The organism is Mesorhizobium sp. M1396 (assembly GCF_040317725.1).
In the GTDB taxonomy this organism is placed as follows: Bacteria; Pseudomonadota; Alphaproteobacteria; order Rhizobiales; family Rhizobiaceae; genus Mesorhizobium.
Genome location: NZ_JAMYLA010000008.1, coordinates 132,604 through 149,060 on the forward strand (window position 1 = coordinate 132,604; position 16,457 = coordinate 149,060).

Consider the following 16,457-nt stretch of genomic DNA (forward strand, 5'->3'; position numbering starts at 1 on the left):
TGTCAGTGACGCGGATCAGGCCGTGGTTTTTGTTTTGATGCACGCCGTTCGCCCAAAAACCGGGGCCACCTTTGGGCGACATGCATCAGCTTTCCGGCAGAGGAATGAACTCTTCTTCATCGCCAGGAACAATATCGAAGCGTCCCGTCTTCCATTCCTGCTTGGCCTGCTCGATGCGTTCCTTCGACGATGAGACGAAATTCCACCAGATGTAGCGCTGCGAGCCGAGCGAAGCGCCGCCGAACAGCATGAAATGCGCGCCGGTCCGCGACGATACGACGATCTCGTCACCGGGCCGAAACACCAGCAGCCGTTCGGCCGGGAAAATGTCGCCCGAAATCGAGACCTCTCCTTCCAGTGTGTAGATGGCCCGTTCTTCCGCATCGGCCGGGATCTTCACGCCGGCGCCTGGCGCAAGGCGCAGGTCGGCATAAAGCGTCTCGGAGTCGGCCCTGACCGGGGACCGCAATCCCTGGAAATCACCAATGACGATGCGCCCGCTGACGCCTTCGGCGTCGATCTCGGGCAACCGAAGTGCTGCGGTGTTCTCGAAAACCGGGGCTACTTCTTCCTTGCCGTCCGGCAGCGCCAACCAGGTCTGCAAGCCGGAAATCGACATCGGCGCGCCGCGCAGTTCTTCGGGGGTGCGCTCGGAATGGACGATGCCGCGGCCGGCGGTCATCAGGTTTACGTCACCGGGCTGGATGACCATTTCGGTGCCGAGTGAATCGCGATGCCTGATCCTGCCGTCGAACAGATAGGTGACCGTCGACAGGCCGATATGCGGATGCGGACGGACATCGAGCGCCTGCCCGGCGCGCAGGATCGCGGGGCCCATCCGGTCGAAGAAGATGAACGGTCCAACCAACCGCCTCTTGGCGGTCGGCAGGGCGCGGCGCACCTGAAAACCGCCAATGTCCTTGGCATTCGGGATGACCATCAGTTCGATCTGGTCGCTGGCGAAGGCGTCGCCGACTTCAGGGTCTTTCCCCGGGAAAAAGCTCATGAACTCTCCTCGTCGACGCCAGAGGCAGCCTGGACGCATCAGGCAAACCGGATCGCCGATTTCGCCCTTAGTTTGGCCGCCACTTCTTCGCGATTGCGCGGATGCTGATGGGTTTCGAGTGAATCGAGCAGTTCGCGCGCCGATGCCGCGATGGCTTCGACCGCGTGGTCGAAGGCATGCTGATTCTGCTTCGAAGGCCGCGTCGTTCCGCTCAGCTTGCGGACGAACTGAAGGGCTGCGTCGCGGACTTCGTCGTTGGTAGCGGGCGGATCAAAATTGAACAGGGTCTTGATGTTTCTGCACATCGCTTCCGTATCTCCTCTTGTCCTGGAGCGCTTTCAATCGGGACGCGTTCTATCCTCGATCATGATCATGTCCAAAAGCCGGTGAGGCAAGACCACCGTTCGGACCGCCTCAATCCGCGTCAAGCGGCTCCGTTCCGACCGGCTTGCCATCGCGCGACAGCCTGATCTTCTCGACCTTGTCCTCGGCGGCCTTCAGCAGCCGGTCGCAATGCGCTTTCAGTGCCTCGCCGCGCTCATAGATCTTAATCGACTGGTCGAGCGGCACGTCGCCACGCTCAAGATCATCGACGATCTTTTCGAGTGCGTCGAGTGCCTGTTCGAAGCTCATCGCCTTGACATCTTCGTTGGTCTCACCGGCCATCATTCATCCTTTCATCAGTCGCCCGACATGGGCGGCGACCGAAAATGCCAATCCCTGCAGATCGTAGCCACCCTCGAGCAGGCTGACGAGCCGGTTGCCGCTGTGACGCGCGGCGCGCTGCATCAGCTGGCCGGTCGCCCAGTCGAAATCGTCCTCGGTCAGGTTGATCTCGGCCAGCGGATCGCGGTGATGCGCGTCGAACCCGGCCGAAATGATGATCAGATCGGGCGCGAAATTGTCGAGCGCCGGCAGCACGCGCGACAGGAAGGCATCGCGAAACACCTCGCTGCCGGTCTGCGGCGCCAGCGGTACGTTGACGATGTTGCCGGCGCCGGTTTCGTTCTTCGCGCCGGTGCCGGGGTAGAGCGGCATCTGGTGCGTCGAGCAATAGAGCACCGACGGATCGTCCCAGAAAATATCCTGCGTGCCGTTGCCGTGATGCACGTCCCAGTCGACGACGGCAACCCGCTCGACACCATGCTTCTTCTGCGCATAACGCGCCGCGATCGCCGCGGTGTTGAACAGACAAAAACCCATCGACGTGGTTTTTTCGGCATGGTGGCCGGGCGGCCGAGCGGCTACGAAGACATTGTCGGCGCGGCCTGCAAAGACGTCGTCGACGGCGGCGTTGGCTGCACCGATCGCGGTGATCGCCGCCTGCCAGCTCTTCGGGCTGGCGGTGGTGTCGGCGTCGATGCGGGCGATTCCCTCGTCGGGAATGGCGGCGCGCACGCGGGCGACGAAATCGGCGGGATGGGCATAGAGGATGGTGGCCTCGTCGCCTTCCGGCGCCTGGATACGATCGAGCGCGGCAAAAGCTTCGTCGTCCAGCACGCGCTCGATGGCGCGCAAGCGGTCCGGCCGCTCGGGATGGCCGGGCGGCGTGAGGTGCTCAAGGAAGACTGGATGCGTATAGAGACGGGTAGCCATCGTCCTAATCTAGTGACCCGGATCGACAAAGGCCATGCACGGGCGGCCGATGATTGGGGAAAATCGCGCCTGCGTCCATTCGCGTCGCTGCAGGCATTGGCGTCGTCCGCGCTTCGGCGTAAGGTCCGTGGCACTGCCTGGTGCCCGCCGCAAGCGGGAGAATCGGGAACACGGTTGAACTCCGTGGCGTGCCCAACGCTGTAAGGGGGACCGCGCCGGTATGTGCCACTGTCGATGACGGGAAGGCACCGGACGCGGGTTGATCCCAAGCCAGAAGACCGGCCTGGCAGGCATCGTCATCCGCATGGTCAGGCGGATGGCATTGATTGCAATCGCAAGGGGACAAGCGATGCCGGAACACATGACCGCTGCCGTTGGCGATGGATTTGAGCAGATTGCGCGCGATGCGGTGTATCGCGCCATGTTCACGCGGCGTGATGTGCGCAGCCACTTCCTGCCCACCGCGCTCGACGATGAGGTGCTGGCGCGGCTGCTGCTTGCCGCTCATCACGCGCCGTCGGTCGGCTTCATGCAGCCTTGGAATTTCATCGTCATTCGCGATGCCGAACGACGGGAAAAGGTGCGCGACCTGTTCCTGGCGGCGCGCGAGCAGGAATTGCCGGCCATCGAGGAAGAGCGCCAGGCGCTCTACCGCAAACTCAAGCTGGAAGGCATTTGCGAAAGCGCGCTCAACATCTGCATCACTTGCGACCGGCAGCGCTCGGAAGGTTCGCCGCTGGGACGCTGGCACAATCCGGAGATGGACCTCTACAGCACGGTCTGCGCAGTGCAGAATTTCTGGCTGGCGGCGCGCGCCGAAGGCGTCGGTGTCGGCTGGGTCAGCATCATCGAGGCGCGAGCGCTGAAAGACCTGCTGTCAATTCCGGAGCATGTGACCCCGGTCGCCTATCTCTGCGTCGGCCGTGTCTCGGAGTTCGCGCCAAAGCCGGACCTTGAAACGCATGGCTGGGGACGGCGGCTGCCGTTGCCGGAACTGATCATGAGCGAGGTTTTTTCCGGGCAAGGTGAAGCGTTGCTCAAATCGACCGTGGCGCGCCTCAACACCGTTGCTGCCACGCCGGCGAGCCTCGCCGATCAGCTTGTCGCGCCGGCCGTGCCCCAACGCGAACCGCCGAAGGAGGCCAGCGCCTTATCCCTAAGCTCCCTGAACTTCGATGACGCCTCGGCCAGCCGGGCATCCCAGTCGGGATCGGGCACCTGGCCGGCGATGGTCTTGAAATAGACCTGCATCAGGCAGGCGATGGCGAAGGGCTCGATGAACGCCGCCTTGAAAGCCCAGGCGAAGACGATGGCGAGCACGAAGGCCCAGCCGGCGAGTTGGCCGGGCATCAGGAAAAGAATGGCGGCGGCCGGGGCCAGCATGAGCAGGAAAATGACGAAGGACACGCCCCACATGATGACCGCCAGCCAGACGGCGTTCTTGACCATGACCTTGCCGTTCTGGGCATAGAGCACGACGCCCTGGCGCGCCGTCTCGAACGGCGAGGACGAATTGATGCGGATGTTGTAGCCGAGGATGATCTCGTCGACATAGGTCAGGGACAGGCGGATCACCGTGTTGATGAAGGAGACCAAGCCGCCCAGGCCCGGGATAGGCAAGAAGGCGGCGATGCCGCCGATGAGGCCGGTGATGGCGCGGATGGCGCCCTTGACCAGTTGGTCGACGACGAAAAGGATGTTGGCCTCCGCGAAACGCTGGGTCACGATGTCCTTGGCGTAGGCGATCTGGTCCTGGCCGCCGGGAATGTCACGGCCGTCGATCAGATGGACCATGACGGCGATGTGGCCGGCCTTGACGACATAGAGGATGTATTCGCGGATCCAGTAGACGGCGATCGAGACGATACCGAAACCGACCACGCCGCCCCACAGGGCAAAGGACAGCGGCCCGTCGGGATCGGTGGAGATATGGCCGACGCCATAGCCGACGCTAGCGCCGGTGCCCGTCGCCATGATGTAGGCCAGCGTAATGCCGAAATAGACGATCATGCGAAAGACAATGAACGGCCAGGTTCGCATCATGATGGACACCGACCCGCCGATATCGAAATCCCACATGCCCCGAATCTCCCCTCAGAGGTGGTCGGAAAGGATGGACCCAACCCGGCGATTGTCAATTGCCGGGTTGGCGCCCGGGCAACGAACTCGGGTTAACGGGTTTCCTTCGCAGCCTTCGCCGGCGCGTTGGCTGACGGAGCATCAACCGAAAAACCCGCCTGTGCGGCGGGTCACTGGCGCAAATCAGCACCATGGACGAATATGTACCATAGCTGAGGTCATGGAATCAAGAAAAAATTCCTATCGTGAAAAGCTGCCGGCACCGCCGAACTGGCTGTCGTAAGGTCTTTTGAGTTCGAAGCCCTACCGTGGCGCCGGGCCACCGATGGGATTTCAGTTCGATTGCGAACCCGGCTTTTTGAGCAGGCCTTCGAGCAGTTGCTTGAACGCCGTCACCACTTTCTTCGAGGTCGCTTCGGGGTCGTTCGAATTGGCGATCCGTTGCGCCGCCTGGCTGCTCGCGCCGTTGATCAGCCGCGAGGCCGTTTCGGGGTCGAGGCTGGAGACGACGACTCCCTCCTCCTGCAGCGCCGTCAGATGGCTGGTCATTGAAGCGATGCACGCATTGGCGTTCGGCCATTGTGCCGGATCCCCGAGAACGGCCGGGCCATCCCGGAACATGATGCGCTGGATTTCCGGCTCAAGCGCCATCTCGATATAGGTCGTGCATTCGTCGACAAAATGCTGCCAGCGGGTCGGCGCTCTCGACGCGACCTCATTGATGCGTGCCGCCATCTCGCCGTCGATTTCGGCGATAACCGCCTGCAGCAGTCCCTTCTTGTCGCCGAAGTGATGATACAGCGCGCCGCGCGTCAGCCCGGCTGAGGCAGTGAAGTCATCCATCGAGGCTTCGGCATAGCCGACCGTGCCGAAGGCATGGCGGGCGGCCGCGATCAGCTTGGCGCGCGTCTCGGCAATCATCTCCTTGCGAGGTTTGTGCATGGCTCTGGCCCTACCAACATACGTGCCGTATGCCAATTGACATACGCGGCGTATGCTTTATTTGATATTCATACGCACCGTATGTAATTGTCGAATCGTGCTTTGTCGAGGAACCAACCCATGCAAAATCCCTATGCGGAGATCTTTCGTGCCCCCGGAGCCAAGGGCTTTGCCGCCGCAGGCTTCATAGCGCGCCTGCCGATCGCCATGGCACCAATCGGCATCGTGGCAATGCTGTCGCAGACGCGCGGCGAATATTGGCTGGCCGGCGCCGTCGCCGCGACATTCGCGCTCGCCAACGCTTTCCTCGCGCCGCAGATATCAAGACTGGTGGATCGCCTTGGCCAGACGCGGATCGTAGTGCCCACCACCATCATTTCCGTGCTGGCCTTCGCCGTCCTGATAGCGGCGGCAAATCAGGACTGGCCGGTATGGACGCTGTTCGTGTCGGCACTGCTGGCTGCCGCGATGCCCAGCATCCCGGCAATGGTGCGCGCGCGCTGGACCGATATTTTCCGCGGGCGGCCGCAGATGAACACCGCTTTCGCCTTCGAGTCGGCAGCCGATGAGCTGGTCTATATCGCTGGGGCATCGCTGTCGGTGGGCCTGAGTGCCGCCCTGTTCCCGGAAGCGGGCATGCTGGTGAGCACCTTGTTCCTTGCCTTCGGCTCGACCGCCTTCATCCTGCAGCGCTCGACCGAGCCGCAAGTGCAACCGGTGGAACAGGGCTCTAGCGGCTCGGCAATCCGCCTGCGGCCGGTGCAGATCCTCACCTTCGCCCTGATCTTCATCGGCGCGACGTTTGCAACGACCGAAGTAAGCACGGTGGCGATCACCAAGGAGCTTGGCCAACCGGGGGCCGCGAGCCTCGTCATCGGCGTCTATGCGCTGGGATCGTTCGTGTTGGGCATCGTCGTCGGCGCGCTCAACCTGAAAGCGCCGCTGCAACGCCAGTTGGCCATCGCAGTCGCCCTCGTCGCGCTCGGCACGCTGCTGCCGCTCACCGCCGACACCGTGCCTCTGCTGGCGCTGACCGTGTTCATCAGCGGCGTGGCGATCTCGCCGACCTTCATCACCGCCTTCGGCCTGATCGAGCGGCATGTGCCGGAAGCGATGCTGACCGAAGGCATCACCTGGGTGATGACCGGGATCGGCGTCGGCATGGCCATCGGGTCCTTCGCCGCCGGTGCGGTGGTGGACGTGTTCGGCGCCCAGAACGGGTTCTGGGTCTCGGTGGCTTCAGGCACAATCGCACTGGCCACCGTGCTGCTTGGGCAGCGCAGCCTTGCCACTCAGGAGTGCGAACTGGACGGATGCGAAGCCACCGCGATTGCGGCGGAATGATCGACGGGCGCCCGGTTTGAAACCGGGCTCTGTCGGCCGGAGGCTCAGAGAATCTCGGTCTTGGCGATATGGATGCCAAAGCCCTCGAGGCCGACATAATGGCGTTCGCGCGAGGCGATCAGGTTGATCGAGGAAATGCCGAGATCCTTGAGTATCTGCGCGCCGAGCCCGATCTCGCGCCACTCGTTTTCGCGGCGGCGCGCCTCTTCGTGATCCTCGCGGTCGCCGCTCGCCGGCCGCTTGCGCTCCTGATGGGCGACGCCGACGGAGCCTTCGCGCAGATAGACGATGACGCCGCGCCGGCGCTCGCCCATCGCCTTCATGATGGCGTCGAGCCGGTGGCTGGTGCCGAACACATCCGTCACGACATCTTCTGAATGCAGGCGCACCGGCACGTCCTCGCCGTCGCGGATGTCGCCGAAGACAATCGCGACATGATGCATGGAGTCCCAGGGCAGCGTATAGGTGAAGACCTGCGCCTTGCCGCCGAGCGTGTCGATTTCGGAGCAGGCTACGCGCTCGACCAGCGTCTCCTTGCGCTGCCGGTAGGCGATGAGATCGGCGACCGAAATCTGCTTCAGGCCATGCTCCTGGGCGAAAGCCTGCACCTGCGGGCCGCGCTTGACGGTGCCGTCATCATTGACCAACTCGGAAATGACGCCGACCGGCGGCAGGCCGGCGAGCTTGCAGAGATCGACCGCGGCTTCGGTATGGCCAGAGCGCATCAGCACGCCGCCCTCGCGCGCGATCAGCGGGAAGATGTGGCCGGGCCGGACGAAGTCCGAGGCGCCGACATTGCCGTTGGCAAGGTTGCGCACGGTCAGCGTGCGGTCCTCAGCCGAAATGCCTGTGGTCGTGCCATGCTTGAAATCGACGCTGACGGTGAAAGCAGTGGTGTGGGCCGAATCATTGTCGGCGACCATCGGCTGCAAGTTGAGCCGCTTTGCTTCCTCGCGCGGCATCGGCGTGCAGACAATACCGGACGTGTGGCGGACGATGAACGCCATCTTTTCCGACGTGCAGTGGACGGCGGCGACGATCAGATCACCCTCGTTCTCGCGCCCGTCATCATCCATGACGACAACGATCTCGCCGCGTTCGAAAGCGCGCAGGGCTTCGACGATTTTCTTCTGATCGTAAGGCATGAACGCTCGCTTCGCTCGCAGGGAATAGGGAGTAGGCAGTAAGGCAGTAGGGAAAGGAAAATGACTGTATCGTGCGGCCTACTGCCTATTCCCTACTGCCTATTCCCTTCCCTGTCTGTCCCCGATGACGCAGATAGTGATCGGCGATCGCGCAGGCAACCATCGCCTCGCCGATCGGCACGGCGCGGATACCCACACACGGGTCGTGGCGACCCTTGGTCATGATCTCGACGTCCTTACCGTCCTTGTCGATCGACTTTCGCGGCGTCAGGATCGACGAGGTCGGCTTGACGGCGAAACGGGCGACGATCGCCTGGCCGGTCGAGATGCCTCCCAGGATGCCGCCGGCATTGTTGGACAGAAACACCGGCTTGCCGTCATTGCCGATGCGCATCTCGTCGGCATTCTGCTCGCCGGTGATGCGGGCGGCCTCGAAGCCGTTGCCGATCTCGACGCCCTTGACGGCGTTGATCGACATCAGGCCGGACGCGATGTCCTGGTCGAGCTTGGCATAGATCGGCGCGCCGAGGCCTGCTGGAACGCCGTCGGCGACGATCTCGATCACCGCACCTACCGAGGAGCCAGCCTTGCGGATGCCGTCGAGATATCTAGTGAAGACGGGAACGGAAGCCGGATCGGGGGTGAAGAACGGATTTTCGGCGTCGCCGAGGAAATTCCAGTTCCAGTTGGCGCGGTCGATGGATTTTTCCCCCATCGACACCAGCGCGCCGCGCACCACCACGCCCGGCACAACCTTGCGGGCGAGCGCGCCGGCCGCCACGCGCGCCGCGGTCTCGCGAGCCGAGGAGCGGCCGCCGCCACGATAATCGCGCACGCCATATTTGACGTCATAGGTGTAGTCGGCATGGCCGGGCCGGTATTGGCGGGCGATCTCGCCATAATCCTTTGAACGCTGGTCGACATTCTCGATCAGCATCGAGACCGGCGTGCCGGTGGTGATCATCGTCTCGCCGTCCTCGTCGAGGATGAAGCCTGACAGCACTTTCACTTCATCCGGTTCGCGACGCTGCGTCACGAAACGTGACTGTCCCGGCCGGCGCTTGTCGAGTTCCGCCTGGATGTCAGCTTGAGTAAAACGGATGCCGGGCGGACAGCCGTCGACCACGCAGCCGAGCGACGGGCCATGGCTTTCGCCCCAGGTGGTGACGCGGAAGAGGTGGCCGAACGTGTTATGAGACATAAATGACCCTGCCCGGCATCGGAGCCTGCTTGGCGCATGACCCCGAAAATCGGAGCGATTTTCGGAAAGGATCATGCGCAAAATCAAAAGTGCTACAGCGTCCTTTGCGCGTCCAAGAGGACGCGCGGCGCTGTAGCTTGCCTTCTATTGGCGTTTTTCACAGGGGTCAAACTGTGATCTGGCGGATTTAGTTTTGACACATTCGGTTGGTTTCTGCTCTGCTCCATCCGCCGTTGAACGTCCGCCGCCATGCCGGTGCAATGATAAAGAGGAACGATTATGCGTACCCTGATTGGCGCCGTTGCCGCCACACTGCTGCTTTCCACCGCCGCTTTCGCCGGCCAGACCGAAGGCTTGATCAAGAACGTCGACAAGGACGCGCTGACGCTGACGCTGGATGACGGCAAGTCCTACAAGCTGAACTCCGAGACCGATCTCGACGCGCGGAAGCCGGGCATGGACATCGTCATCGCCTACGACGTGACCAATGGCGAAAACGTCGTCACCGACATGGAACTGCCGGACAGCTCGGCGAATTAAGGCTTTCTGCCAAGATCGGAGCGATGGTTCCGCACCTCTAAGCGCGTCGCGTTCGAACGGATTCAGGCGACGCGCTTCGGGTCATTGATTTTGCGCATGTCATTCCCCCATTTTGGGTAACATACATTCAGTGGCTTACAGCCACTCCAGGCTCTTGCCTTCGAGCTTGAGCAGGCGATCGTGCGGTATGTCCAGGTTCGCTGCCTCGTCCTCGGCCAGTCCCAGAACGAAGCGAAACAAGGCGCGCATGACGCCGCCATGGGTCACGCAGATCGTCGGGCGTTGGATCGCGTCGAAGCAGGGCCTCACCCGTTCGAGCAGCATCTGGTAACTCTCCGCGCCTTTGCCCGGCGGCTGAAAGTTCCATTTGTCCAGCGCGCGCGTCCTGCTCGCTCCGGGATACCGTGTCTCAAGCTCGGCAAAGGTAAATCCCTGCCAATCGCCGAAATTGACTTCGACGAGGCGCGGGTCGGTTCGATAGGCATCCGGATCGAGCTTCATCGCGGCGCGGACCCGCTGCATCGTTTCGCGCGTCCGTTTCATCGGGCTGGCGACGAAGTCGAATTCCCAGGAATTTTGGACCAGTCCGGCGAGCCGCTGGCCGTTTCCGGTCGCCTGTTCGCGGCCAAGAGCGTTGAGATCGGTGTCGGCCTGCCCCTGAAGCCGGAATTCGGCGTTCCACGCGGTTTGGCCGTGGCGCGCGATATAAACCAGCGGATACATCAAGTCTTCCGGTGCGGGATCGGGACGGACGACGGTTGGCGGTTAGTCCTTGACCGTCGAAATGTCGGGCGCGTCGACCGCCTTCATGCCGACGACGTGGTAGCCCGAATCGACGTGATGCACTTCACCGGTGACGCCGCGCGACAGGTCGGACAGGAAGTAGACGCCGGAATCGCCGACTTCCTCCTGCGTCACCGTTTGCTTCAGCGGCGAATTGTACTCGTTCCACTTCAGGATGTAGCGGAAATCGCCGATGCCGGAAGCGGCCAGCGTCTTGATCGGGCCAGCCGAGATGGCGTTGACGCGGATCTTCTTGGCGCCGAGGTCGACGGCCAGGTAGCGCACGCTGGCCTCGAGCGCCGCCTTGGCGACACCCATGACGTTGTAATGCGGCATTACCTTTTCGGCGCCGTAGTAGGTCAGGGTCAGCAGCGAGCCGCCATTGGTCATCAGCGCTTCGGCGCGCTTGGCAATGGTGGTGAAGGAGTAGACCGAAATGTCCATGGTGCGCAGGAAATTGTCGCGCGTCGTCTCGACATAGCGGCCGGTCAGCTCGTCCTTGTCGGAGAAGGCAATGGCGTGGACGAGGAAATCAAGCTTGCCCCAATGCTTGGCGACATTGGCGAAAACCTCGTCGAGGCTCGCCGGATCAGTGACGTCGCAATGGCCGGCGACAAAGGCGCCAAGTTCCGCCGCCAGCGGTTCGACGCGCTTCTTGAACGCCTCGCCCTGATAGGTCAGCGCGATCTCGGCGCCATGATCGACGCACGACTTGGCGATGCCGTAGGCGATCGATCTGTTGTTGGCGACGCCAAGAATAAGGCCGCGCTTGCCGGCCATTAGGCCCTGTCCACCCGCCATGTGAGCGCTCTCCGCAAGGTTTCTGCTTTGTGGAGTGCCCTATCGCACAGGCACAGAGCCCCTTCAAGCGCTCAAACCGGACAGTTCAGGGGACAAAAGCCGTCGATCAGCCTTTTTGGCCGCGCAACAGCGTTTCGAGCGCGCTATCGCCGCCCTCCGGCAGCATGATCCGCACATGGGCGTAGAGATCGCCGTGGCCGCCGGCCTTTTCCGGCAGGCCCCTGCCCTTCAGCCGCAGGACCTTGTCCGAGCTCGACCAAGCAGGGATGTTGACCGCGAGCCGGCCGGTCGGCGTATCGACCGGCACCTTGGCGCCGAGCACCGCATCCGCCAGTGCCACCGGCAGATCGGCGTGCAGGTCGCGGCCCTCGATGCGGTAGCGCGGGTGGCGGCGCAGATGGATCTTGACCAGCGCGTCGCCCGGCTGGCCTGGCCCTTGCTCGCCCTGCCCCTTCAGACGGATGGTCTGGCCGTCCTCGACATAGACCGGCAGCTTCACCGCCACCTTGCGGCCGTCAGGGAACATCGCCGTCACCTTTTCGGCGGTCGCCGCTTCCTCGATGGTCACGTCGAGCGTCACATTCAGGTCGGCAGCGGTCGCCGGCTGACGGCGATCGCCCGTGCCGGCACCGCGCGCGCCCGAAAAGGCATCACCGAATATCTGGCTGAAGATGTCGCTGTTGCCGTCGAACGGATCGCCGCCCGGGCGGCCGGAGCGGAATTCGAATCGCGAACCGCCCGGACCTTGCTGCCGGCGAAATCCGCCGAAGGGATCGCCGCCACCGGCAGCGCCCTCGAAGCCCTGGAATCGCGGCTTGCCGTCGGCGTCGATCTCGCCGCGATCGAAAGCGGCGCGATTCTTCTCGTCGCCGACGATCTCGTAGGCCTGGTTGGCCGCGGCAAAACGGTCCTTCGCCTTGGGATCATTCGGATTCTGATCCGGATGATGCTTCTTGGCGAGTTTCCGATACGCCGATTTTATGTCCTTGGCCGATGCGTTCTTGGCAACGCCCAGCACCTCATAGGGGTCGCGCATGCTTACTGCCCTGGAGAAGAGTTGAGTCTCTGGTTGCCCCCTATATGCGCTCGCATAGGAAGAAATTCCAGTGCTGGAGCAGCATATCAAAAGCGGAAAATCAGAGCCTGATCCGAAAGTCGGCGGCTGAGGATTGGTGACGGATTTTTGTCGGTCCGGAAGGAGCCGATCGCAGCCGATATCGGGATATCGGCAAGATTGGCGACGCAGCGGCCGGCGAAAAGACCCACCGAGCCGACCCGATCGACTCTCGGATCAAGCTCAGAGCGCCTTGAAGTCCTGCATGCGCCAGCCGCCGGCGCTGGCGAGGCACAGTTCGCCCTCGAACATGGCGACGCCGTCAAAGCTCTCGCGCGAGACCTTGAAACGGCGGCATATCTGGCCGTTGTCCTTCAATTCGGCCAGCCCGGTGATGGAACCGCGTGACCCGGTACCGGCATTGGCCCACGGCACGGCCTGCCCGCCGAGCTGCTCGATGTCGGCCGAGGACACCGCGTTGCCGATCGTCGTCTGGTCGGAGTCGCGATCCAAATTGGCCGGCGCGGCCGAGGCCGATGTGCTGCTGGTCAGGATCGAGCGGTCGACTTCGGCCTTTTCCAGGCTGAAGCCACCGGCGCCACAGGCGGCAAGCGGCAAGGCGAACGCCACGATCGCGACTTTCGTGCTGGCCGAAGCGATAACGCCCCATTGCCTGCTGTCAAAAGCTTGCGCGATACGCGACAATCGGCAACCTCCCCCTGCTTCTTGAAAATCTGGGCTTCGTAAAAAATTCTGGGCTTCGTGACAAATTGAGAAAAACTATGAGTGACACAGAGTTAACAAGCGGTGACTTTACCGAGGCCGCGGAGCCGTTTCGCCTCTTTGCCGCATGGCTGGAGGACGCCACGAAGAGCGAATTGAACGACCCCAACGGCGTGGCGCTGGCGACCGTCGATGCCGACGGCATGCCGAACGTGCGCATGGTCCTGCTCAAGGGGTTCGATGAAAGCGGGTTTGTCTTCTATACGAATTTCGAGAGCGCCAAGGGCCAGGAAATTCTTGGCAGCATGAAGGCGGCGATGTGCTTCCATTGGAAATCGCTGCGCCGGCAGGTGCGCATTCGCGGACCGGTCGAGATCGTCAGCGACGCCGAGGCCGACGCCTATTACGCAACGCGGCCTCGCGGCAGCCGCATCGGCGCCTGGGCCTCGAAACAGTCGCGACCGCTGGAAAGCCGTTTCGCCCTGGAGAAGGCGGTGGCCGAATACACAGCGCGCCATGCGATGGGCGAGATCCCTAGGCCAAAGTACTGGTCGGGCTTTCGCATCGTCCCGCGGACGATCGAATTCTGGCACGACAGGCCGTTCCGGCTGCACGACCGCGTGGTCTTTTCCCGCGATGCGAAAGGCGGCTGGGACAAGACGAGGCTTTACCCCTGAAAGAGAGGCTCAGGCCTTCTTTCTCGTCATGAACGCCGTGAGCGCCGCGCGCGCCTCATCCGATTTCAGCCGCTCGCGAAAATGCTCGCTTTCCTCGCCGATGCGGGCGAGGAGATCGTGGCGCGAGCCGCGCATCAGGTCGCGCGCGATCTTCAGCGCCTGCGGCGGCTTGGCCGCGATCTGGCCGGCGGCCGCCAGCACCGCGGCTTCAAGTGCTGCTTCCTCGACCACCTCGTAGATCAGGCCGGCGGCCTTCGCCCGTTCGGCCGAAAAGCCCTCGCCGAGGCCGAGCAGCGCAAACGCGCCCTGCTGTCCCAGGATTCTCGGCGCCAAGAGGCTGGATCCCGCCTCCGGCACCAGGCCAAGATCGACGAAAGGCGTCCTGAACACGGTGCGCGGCGTGGCGAAGGTCAGGTCGCAATGCAGGTTGAGGGTCGTGCCGATGCCGACCGCGATGCCGTCGACGCCGGAGACGATGGGCTTTTCCACCCTGGCCAGCGCCATCAGAAAGTCCCAGACCTCGGTGCCGCCATCGCCGCCGGTGGCGACGACCATGAAATCGGCGAGATCGTTGCCGGAGGAGAAGGCGCCGGGCACGCCGAGGAATACATGGACGCGGATCGCTGGATCGGCGTCGCCTTCGGCCAGGGTTTTTGACATTTTCTCATACATGGCGCGCGTCAGCGCGTTCTTCTTGTCCGGCCGGTTCATGCGGATGATCTGGATGGCGCCCTGGCGCTCGACGAGGATATGATCTGTCACGGTCTTTTCCTTGTGAACGTCAGGCAGAAATGAGCGTCTTGCCGGCTACGGCGAGGCTCTCGGCGCCTTCGACGACGCGCTCCTTCAAGGCACTGACCTCGCCGAGCAGGTTTTCGGCGAAGAAGCGGCAAAGAGCGATACGGCCCTGATCGGCAAGAGCGCCCCGCGCCAGATAGGCGCCGCCGGCGGCCAGCGAGATCAGCCTGAGATAGGGCGTAGCACCCGCCAGCGCCTCGTCCGAGCGGCCGTCGGCCGCCAGTTTTTGCAGGAAACGGGTCGCTTGTGTCAGATCAGCAAATGCTGCGTCGAGAGCATCGGCGGTGCGGCCGAAACCCTGCAGGTTCGAGGTTCGCACCGCTCCTGCCACCGCTGCCAGTTCATCGATATAACCATGCACATGGTCGCCGCCGCCGAGCGGCAGCTTGCGCATGACCAGATCGATCGCCTGGATGCCGTTGGTGCCCTCATAGATCGGCGCGATGCGCGCATCGCGGTAGAAGGCGGCCGCGCCCGTCTCCTCGATGAAGCCCATGCCGCCATGCACCTGGACGCCGAGCGACGCAACCTCGACGCCGACATCGGTCGAGAAAGCCTTGGCCAGCGGCGTCAGCAGATTGGCACGGTCGCGCCAGTGCGCCGCCTCGTCGCCGTCCGAGACGCGGGCCAGGTCGATGGCGTGGGCACAGGAATAGCTGATCGCCCGCGCGATTTGCGTCAGCGCCTTCATGGTCAGGAGATTGCGCTGCACGTCGGGGTGATGGACGATGGGCGCCATGCCGGCACCAGCGTAGCTTGCCGCTTTGCCTTGCCGGCGCTCGTTGGCATAGGCTATCGCCTTCTGGGTCGCGGCTTCCGCGACCGCGACGCCCTGCATGCCGACACAAAGCCGCGCATTGTTCATCATGGTGAACATGCAGGCGAGGCCTTTGTTCTCCTCGCCGATCAGCCATCCGACGGCACCCGGCTTGGCGCCCTGGAAGCCGTCACCATAGATCATGGTGCAGGTCGGCGAGGCATGAATGCCGAGCTTGTGCTCGAGGCCGGAACAGAAGACGTCATTGCGCGCGCCGAGCGAGCCATCGTCGCCGACCAGGAATTTCGGCACCAGGAACAGTGAGATGCCGCGCGTGCCGGCCGGCGCATCGGGCAGCCGCGCCAGCACAAGGTGGATGATGTTGTCGGTGAAATCGTGCTCGCCATAGGTGATGAAGATTTTTTGGCCGAAGATGCGGTAGCTGCCGTCGTCGGCCGGCTCGGCGCGGGCACGCAAGGCGGCGAGGTCGGAGCCGGCCTGCGGCTCGGTCAGGTTCATCGTGCCCATCCATTCGCCGGACACGAGCTTTTCGAGATATTTTGCCTTGAGGTCTTCGGAGGCGTGTTTGTCGAGCGCTTCGACCGCGCCCATGGTCAGCGTCGGACCGATGCCGAAGGCCATGGCGGCGGAGTTCCACATTTCGAGCGCCGCCACGCCAAGCATGGTCGGCAGTGCCTGGCCGCCATACTCCTCGGGCCCCGAGAGCGCGTTCCAGCCGCCGTCGATCCAGCGGCGATAGAGCTCCTTCCAGCCGGGCGGCGTGGTGACGGCGGCACCCTTCAGCACCGTACCTTGTTCGTCGCCGATCTTGTAGAGCGGTGCCACCTCCTCGGTGGCGAAACGGCCAGCCTCGGCAAGGACGGCATCGACCAGATCCTCGCCTAGATCGCCGAACCTGCCGGCGTCGAGGGCGGATTTCATGCCCGACACGTGCTTCAAGGTGAACGCGATATCCTCGACCGGTGCTCGATACATGCCGCTTCCTCCTCC

17 protein-coding genes, 1 pseudogene and 1 riboswitch are annotated in these 16,457 nt (G+C 63.2%); of the genes and pseudogenes, 4 read left to right on the plus strand and 14 right to left on the minus strand.

Going from position 1 to position 16,457, the window contains the following annotated elements; genetic code table 11:
- Positions 1–85: 85 nt before the first annotated feature.
- The 4 genes from NKH02_RS07435 to NKH02_RS07450 form a co-directional block, all read right to left on the minus strand.
- The gene (locus tag NKH02_RS07435; RefSeq protein ID WP_352870340.1) at positions 86–1,006 is read right to left on the minus strand and encodes a pirin family protein; all 921 of its coding nucleotides are present in this window, start codon (positions 1,004–1,006) and stop codon (positions 86–88) included.
- A gap of 38 nt (positions 1,007–1,044) precedes the next feature.
- Positions 1,045–1,311 carry a DUF2277 domain-containing protein gene (locus NKH02_RS07440; protein ID WP_023759114.1) on the minus strand — a complete coding sequence of 89 codons (267 nt, stop codon included), beginning with the start codon at positions 1,309–1,311 and terminating at the stop codon, positions 1,045–1,047.
- Between the two features lie 109 nt (positions 1,312–1,420).
- A complete protein-coding gene (locus NKH02_RS07445; protein ID WP_027046614.1) occupies positions 1,421–1,672 on the minus strand; it encodes an exodeoxyribonuclease VII small subunit in 252 nt (83 codons plus the stop codon).
- A gap of 3 nt (positions 1,673–1,675) precedes the next feature.
- Positions 1,676–2,602 (minus strand): histone deacetylase family protein, encoded by a 927-nt coding sequence (locus tag NKH02_RS07450; protein WP_352870341.1) that lies wholly within the window; start codon positions 2,600–2,602, stop codon positions 1,676–1,678.
- Positions 2,603–2,723: 121 nt separating this feature from the next.
- A riboswitch (cobalamin riboswitch) is annotated at positions 2,724–2,903 on the plus strand.
- Positions 2,904–2,963: 60 nt separating this feature from the next.
- Between NKH02_RS07450 and bluB the strand changes: the two are divergent.
- Positions 2,964–3,581, plus strand: a pseudogene (gene bluB, locus NKH02_RS07455) (5,6-dimethylbenzimidazole synthase); the annotation flags it as partial.
- 116 nt (positions 3,582–3,697) lie between these two features.
- Here bluB and NKH02_RS07460 read toward each other — a convergent pair.
- A complete protein-coding gene (locus tag NKH02_RS07460; RefSeq protein ID WP_352877585.1) occupies positions 3,698–4,681 on the minus strand; it encodes a hypothetical protein in 984 nt (327 codons plus the stop codon).
- A 333-nt stretch (positions 4,682–5,014) separates the two neighbouring features.
- A complete protein-coding gene (locus NKH02_RS07465; protein ID WP_352870343.1) occupies positions 5,015–5,623 on the minus strand; it encodes a TetR/AcrR family transcriptional regulator in 609 nt (202 codons plus the stop codon).
- A 120-nt stretch (positions 5,624–5,743) separates the two neighbouring features.
- Here NKH02_RS07465 and NKH02_RS07470 point away from each other — a divergent pair, with 120 nt between their 5' ends.
- Complete coding sequence (locus tag NKH02_RS07470; RefSeq protein ID WP_352877586.1) at positions 5,744–6,967, plus strand: MFS transporter; 1,224 nt, start codon at positions 5,744–5,746, stop codon at positions 6,965–6,967.
- Positions 6,968–7,011: 44 nt separating this feature from the next.
- Here the strand turns inward: NKH02_RS07470 and ribB are convergent, their stop codons facing one another.
- Both ribB and aroC read right to left on the minus strand, forming a co-directional pair.
- Positions 7,012–8,112, minus strand: coding sequence for a 3,4-dihydroxy-2-butanone-4-phosphate synthase (ribB, locus tag NKH02_RS07475; protein WP_352877588.1), 1,101 nt, complete (start codon positions 8,110–8,112; stop codon positions 7,012–7,014).
- An 85-nt stretch (positions 8,113–8,197) separates the two neighbouring features.
- Positions 8,198–9,313 carry a chorismate synthase gene (gene aroC / locus NKH02_RS07480; protein ID WP_352877591.1) on the minus strand — a complete coding sequence of 372 codons (1,116 nt, stop codon included), beginning with the start codon at positions 9,311–9,313 and terminating at the stop codon, positions 8,198–8,200.
- A 279-nt stretch (positions 9,314–9,592) separates the two neighbouring features.
- Here aroC and NKH02_RS07485 point away from each other — a divergent pair, with 279 nt between their 5' ends.
- Positions 9,593–9,853, plus strand: a complete 261-nt coding sequence (locus NKH02_RS07485; protein WP_352877592.1) for a DUF1344 domain-containing protein — start codon at positions 9,593–9,595, stop codon at positions 9,851–9,853.
- Between the two features lie 135 nt (positions 9,854–9,988).
- Here NKH02_RS07485 and NKH02_RS07490 read toward each other — a convergent pair whose 3' ends face one another.
- From NKH02_RS07490 to NKH02_RS07505, 4 genes are all read right to left on the minus strand, one after another.
- A complete protein-coding gene (locus NKH02_RS07490; protein ID WP_352877594.1) occupies positions 9,989–10,576 on the minus strand; it encodes a histidine phosphatase family protein in 588 nt (195 codons plus the stop codon).
- Between the two features lie 42 nt (positions 10,577–10,618).
- A complete protein-coding gene (gene fabI / locus NKH02_RS07495; protein ID WP_023808634.1) occupies positions 10,619–11,437 on the minus strand; it encodes an enoyl-ACP reductase FabI in 819 nt (272 codons plus the stop codon).
- Between the two features lie 106 nt (positions 11,438–11,543).
- Positions 11,544–12,473 (minus strand): DnaJ C-terminal domain-containing protein, encoded by a 930-nt coding sequence (locus NKH02_RS07500; RefSeq protein ID WP_352870349.1) that lies wholly within the window; start codon positions 12,471–12,473, stop codon positions 11,544–11,546.
- 261 nt (positions 12,474–12,734) lie between these two features.
- Complete coding sequence (locus tag NKH02_RS07505; protein WP_352877595.1) at positions 12,735–13,196, minus strand: RT0821/Lpp0805 family surface protein; 462 nt, start codon at positions 13,194–13,196, stop codon at positions 12,735–12,737.
- 77 nt (positions 13,197–13,273) lie between these two features.
- On the opposite strand from NKH02_RS07505, the gene pdxH reads away from it, so the two are divergent.
- The gene (gene pdxH, locus NKH02_RS07510; RefSeq protein WP_352877598.1) at positions 13,274–13,891 is read left to right on the plus strand and encodes a pyridoxamine 5'-phosphate oxidase; all 618 of its coding nucleotides are present in this window, start codon (positions 13,274–13,276) and stop codon (positions 13,889–13,891) included.
- A gap of 9 nt (positions 13,892–13,900) precedes the next feature.
- Here pdxH and NKH02_RS07515 read toward each other — a convergent pair whose 3' ends face one another.
- Positions 13,901–14,653, minus strand: coding sequence for a crotonase/enoyl-CoA hydratase family protein (locus NKH02_RS07515; RefSeq protein WP_352877601.1), 753 nt, complete (start codon positions 14,651–14,653; stop codon positions 13,901–13,903).
- 19 nt (positions 14,654–14,672) lie between these two features.
- Positions 14,673–16,442: an acyl-CoA dehydrogenase family protein gene (locus NKH02_RS07520; protein ID WP_352877604.1), complete on the minus strand. Its 1,770-nt coding sequence runs from the start codon at positions 16,440–16,442 to the stop codon at positions 14,673–14,675.
- Positions 16,443–16,457: the final 15 nt, after the last annotated feature.